At 42.9% G+C, this 3,293-nt stretch carries 6 protein-coding genes; 2 read left to right on the top strand and 4 right to left on the bottom strand.

Annotation, left to right across the window (positions count from 1 at the left end):
- Positions 1-241 precede the first annotated feature (241 nt).
- A complete protein-coding gene (rpsU, locus tag IQ229_RS19840) occupies positions 242-421 on the top strand; it encodes a 30S ribosomal protein S21 (RefSeq protein ID WP_069073049.1) in 180 nt (59 codons plus the stop codon).
- 270 nt (positions 422-691) lie between these two features.
- Here the strand turns inward: rpsU and pth are convergent, their stop codons facing one another.
- The 3 genes from pth to psbH form a co-directional block, all read right to left on the bottom strand.
- Positions 692-1,333, bottom strand: coding sequence for an aminoacyl-tRNA hydrolase (pth, locus tag IQ229_RS19835; RefSeq protein WP_194046674.1), 642 nt, complete (start codon positions 1,331-1,333; stop codon positions 692-694).
- Between the two features lie 131 nt (positions 1,334-1,464).
- Positions 1,465-1,737: a TatA/E family twin arginine-targeting protein translocase gene (locus tag IQ229_RS19830; RefSeq protein WP_094348881.1), complete on the bottom strand. Its 273-nt coding sequence runs from the start codon at positions 1,735-1,737 to the stop codon at positions 1,465-1,467.
- 140 nt (positions 1,738-1,877) lie between these two features.
- On the bottom strand, positions 1,878-2,081 hold the full coding sequence (gene psbH / locus IQ229_RS19825; RefSeq protein WP_194046672.1) for a photosystem II reaction center phosphoprotein PsbH: 204 nt from the start codon (positions 2,079-2,081) through the stop codon (positions 1,878-1,880).
- Between the two features lie 85 nt (positions 2,082-2,166).
- Here psbH and psbN point away from each other — a divergent pair, with 85 nt between their 5' ends.
- Entirely contained in the window at positions 2,167-2,298 is a 132-nt protein-coding gene (gene psbN, locus IQ229_RS19820) for a photosystem II reaction center protein PsbN (protein WP_012410654.1), read from the top strand.
- 340 nt (positions 2,299-2,638) lie between these two features.
- On the opposite strand, the gene IQ229_RS19815 is transcribed toward psbN, so the two are convergent.
- Positions 2,639-3,293: transaldolase family protein (locus IQ229_RS19815; RefSeq protein ID WP_322744029.1), on the bottom strand; the 655-nt coding region annotated here is incomplete at its 5' end.

The following is a 3,293-nucleotide window of genomic DNA, read 5'->3' as shown; positions in this document are numbered from 1 at the left end:
TCATAGTACAGTCAAAAAAATTTACTATTATAATTTCTCCATCTTCTCTATTGCTTCTGAGAGTGCATTAGGGCACTTAAATTAACTTTTAGTTAAGTACCGATTTCAACAGGCAGAAGCACACATAACCCGCCTCAACCGGACGAATAGCCTCTTAATCATGACTTTAGCTCAGAGGAGTTTTACTAAGGTTGTGGGTAATATTAGAATGGAAACTATTGATGATGAGGAAAAGGGAAGAATGACCCAGGTGGTTCTAGGAGAGAACGAAGGAATAGACTCAGCTTTGCGTCGGTTTAAACGTCAGGTTTCCAAAGCTGGGATATTAGCTGATGTGAAATATCATCGGCACTTTGAAACACCAATAGAAAAACGCAAACGTAAGGCAGTGGCAGCTAGACGCACAAGACGTTTTAAATAAACCTACTTGGTGTGATACCGGCATTGCTTGAGGTTATGACCGAAAACAGGCAATAGCGCTTGCGCCATTATTCATACAAACATTAAGCAAAGTCTGCCGCACCGTTAATTAGGGTGTAAATGAGTCACTTTTCCTATACGTAGAGAGCGTTAGAGACTTTATCTTGGTTAGATAGAGCAAGCTAAAATCGCTGCCCATTAACCAAAATAAGCGCCTTTAAACATCGGTTAGCTTTCTTTAATAAGCTGATAAGATAGTATTCATTCAGCCCTAAGACTCAGAATTATTAATGGTGCGGCTATTACAAACATTCATCGCCTTTTCTACTCCCTGCTTGAGACTTAGTTCAATACACTCAACTACGAACTGAAGTACAAGAGACATCTGCTGATTTTCGGCAGCAGAAAATCGCCCCAGCACATGAGAGATAGTACCAGAATCATCATTATTAGCTGCATCTTTGGGTTTACCAATACCGATTCGCAAACGGGGAAAGTTTTGGGTACTAAGATGTGCGATCGCACTTTTCATGCCGTTATGTCCCCCAGCTGAACCAGATAAACGCAAACGAGTTTTTCCTAAGGGCAAATCCATATCGTCATAAATCACTAACACCGACTCAGGCGGCAATTTATACCAACTTGTCACCGCTTGTATTGCTTGTCCTGAGCGATTCATATAAGTTAACGGCTTCAGCAAGCGAATCTTACCTCCACCTGGGGTCATACCCTCGCCATACTCACCCTGAAACTTGCGGTTTTCTGTTAAGGAAATGCGCCAAGAACGAGAGAGAGTTTCTAAAGCAGCAAAGCCGATATTATGGCGTGTTTGGTCATACTTAGCTTCTGGATTCCCTAATCCGACGATTAGTTGTGGAATTACCAAAGCTGGTTGCGTAACAGCTTCTGTCATTTTGCCTACAGTCAATTAATATGCAGCACTCTTCCAGTACAATGTCTAAGCTAGTAATCAAGGGTTTGTAGTAAGCACTTTAGTGCTTAGAAAATAAAGACTAAAGTCCTTACTACGGACTTGACAAACTACTAGCTAGGTTGGGAAGAACTAGCGGTATCCTGCTCAGATTTAGCAGGGTGGATTTGCTTAGGTTCCAATTCAGCAGTAGTCTGTACAACTTCTTCTAACTGTTCTGCTTCTTTTTGAAACTCGTTTTGAAACTCCTTAGAAGCTTCCTGGAAACTACGAATTGTTTTGCCCACACTCCGACCGATCTCTGGTAGCTTTTTTGGGCCAAAGATTAACAGCGCTACTACCATAATTACAGCCATTTCTGGCAGACCGATACCAAATATATTCATTTTTTGTCTCCTGTAAACTTTAAAACCACTACAGAAACTCACATATATAGTTAGTCTAGTCGGAAATCGCAACCACAAAAAAACCCGGAAGAACCGGGTGAAACTTAACTTGTTATCCAAACTCGCTCGCTGTGTATGCGTTAGCGTCCTAAACTGCGCCAATCGACAAATACATCCTGAACCAACAGTGATTTATTGTAAAGTTGCAGAATAATCAGCAGAAACACCAAAAATAGCGCCATAAAAACAGCCATCACAGGGGTAGTACCCCAACCTGGAGCCACTTTCCCATACTCAGAGTTAAGTGGTTTCAGGATATCTCCCAACCTAGTCCTTTGTGCCATAGTTCACCTAAGATTACTTGCCAAAGCTTTTTTTAATCTTCTGTAATATTCTATAAGAATAGCACTCATCATCTATCTCTCAATTATGGAACCCGCAATAGTTCTTAGCATTTCTATGGCTGCCGTGGTGGTTGCCATCACTGGAATTTCGATTTATACCTCCTTTGGTCCTCCTAGCAAGGAATTGAACGATCCGTTCGATGACCACGAAGATTAAAATGAGTCATATCATGTCCGCATAAATTGTTGGTGCAATGTCTACGATGGTCACTGAACTTGTACTGAGCGCAGCCGTTGGCGCAGCCTCTCGCAGAGAAGTAGCTTGTCGTACCCCTCCGGGGAAGCAAGCAACGCGCAGCGTCTCGTAGAGAAGTGCGGGCTACGCCTACGTAGACAAACATTGCTGTTGCTTGTCGGGGTTTCTTTTATGAGCGACTGATGTGTCGGGTGAAATAACTATGGCAATCATAACTAATTCTCCTGGACATGATATTTGAAGTGCGTTACGGCTTGAGCCGTAACGCACACTACTTTGGATGTTTTTTAATTGGAAGTCTCTAATGGCTTGCCACTACCTCTCCTTCCAGGCGAACTAGTCGGTCTGCCAAAAGTTTCTCAAGGTCTTCTAGTGCCTTGGTGAAACCTTTAATACCTTCGTCTAGTTTGTCAGTTGCCATGCGGTCAGCAGCGTGCATCTTGTCATAACTAGCTTTGTCAATGGATATCTTTTCAATTGACAAGCTTGCTGCCTTCGCAGGGTCAAGCTTGCGTGGCAGTTCTCCAACAGTTGCTTGCAATTCAGCCAAAAGTGAAGGTGAAATGGTCAGCAAGTCACTACCTGCAAGTTCAGTAATTTCACCAAGGTTACGGAAGCTAGCTCCCATAACTTCGGTTTTATAGCCGAATTTCTTGTAGTAGTTGTAGATTTTGGTGACAGACAAAACTCCTGGATCTTCGGCTGCTGGGTAGCTATCGCGTCCGGTATCTTTTTTGTACCAGTCAAGAATCCGGCCAACGAAGGGAGATATTAGAGTAATGCCGGCTTCTGCACAGGCGATCGCTTGGTGAAGACCAAATAACAAGGTAAGGTTACAGTGAATACCTTCTTTTTCGAGAATTTCCGCAGCCCGAATGCCTTCCCAAGTGCTGGCAATTTTAATTAAAACGCGATCGCGACCAACTCCAGCAGCTTTATACTGAGCAATTAATTCC

Origin of the sequence: Nostoc cf. edaphicum LEGE 07299 (assembly GCF_015207245.1) — a bacterium.
Classification (GTDB): Bacteria; Cyanobacteriota; Cyanobacteriia; order Cyanobacteriales; family Nostocaceae; genus Nostoc; species Nostoc edaphicum_B.
The sequence above is the reverse complement of the archived record's forward strand: the minus strand, read 5'-3'. Positions and strand labels throughout refer to the sequence as shown.

What these genes read in the sequence shown, in the direction of transcription:
- rpsU (WP_069073049.1), top strand. Translation starts at nt 242, where the DNA reads ATGACCCAGGTGGTTCTAGGAGAGAACGAAGGAATAGACTCAGCTTTG.
- pth (WP_194046674.1), bottom strand. Translation starts at nt 1,333, where the DNA reads ATGACAGAAGCTGTTACGCAACCAGCTTTGGTAATTCCACAACTAATC.
- IQ229_RS19830 (WP_094348881.1), bottom strand. Translation starts at nt 1,737, where the DNA reads ATGAATATATTTGGTATCGGTCTGCCAGAAATGGCTGTAATTATGGTA.
- psbH (WP_194046672.1), bottom strand. Translation starts at nt 2,081, where the DNA reads ATGGCACAAAGGACTAGGTTGGGAGATATCCTGAAACCACTTAACTCT.
- psbN (WP_012410654.1), top strand. Translation starts at nt 2,167, where the DNA reads ATGGAACCCGCAATAGTTCTTAGCATTTCTATGGCTGCCGTGGTGGTT.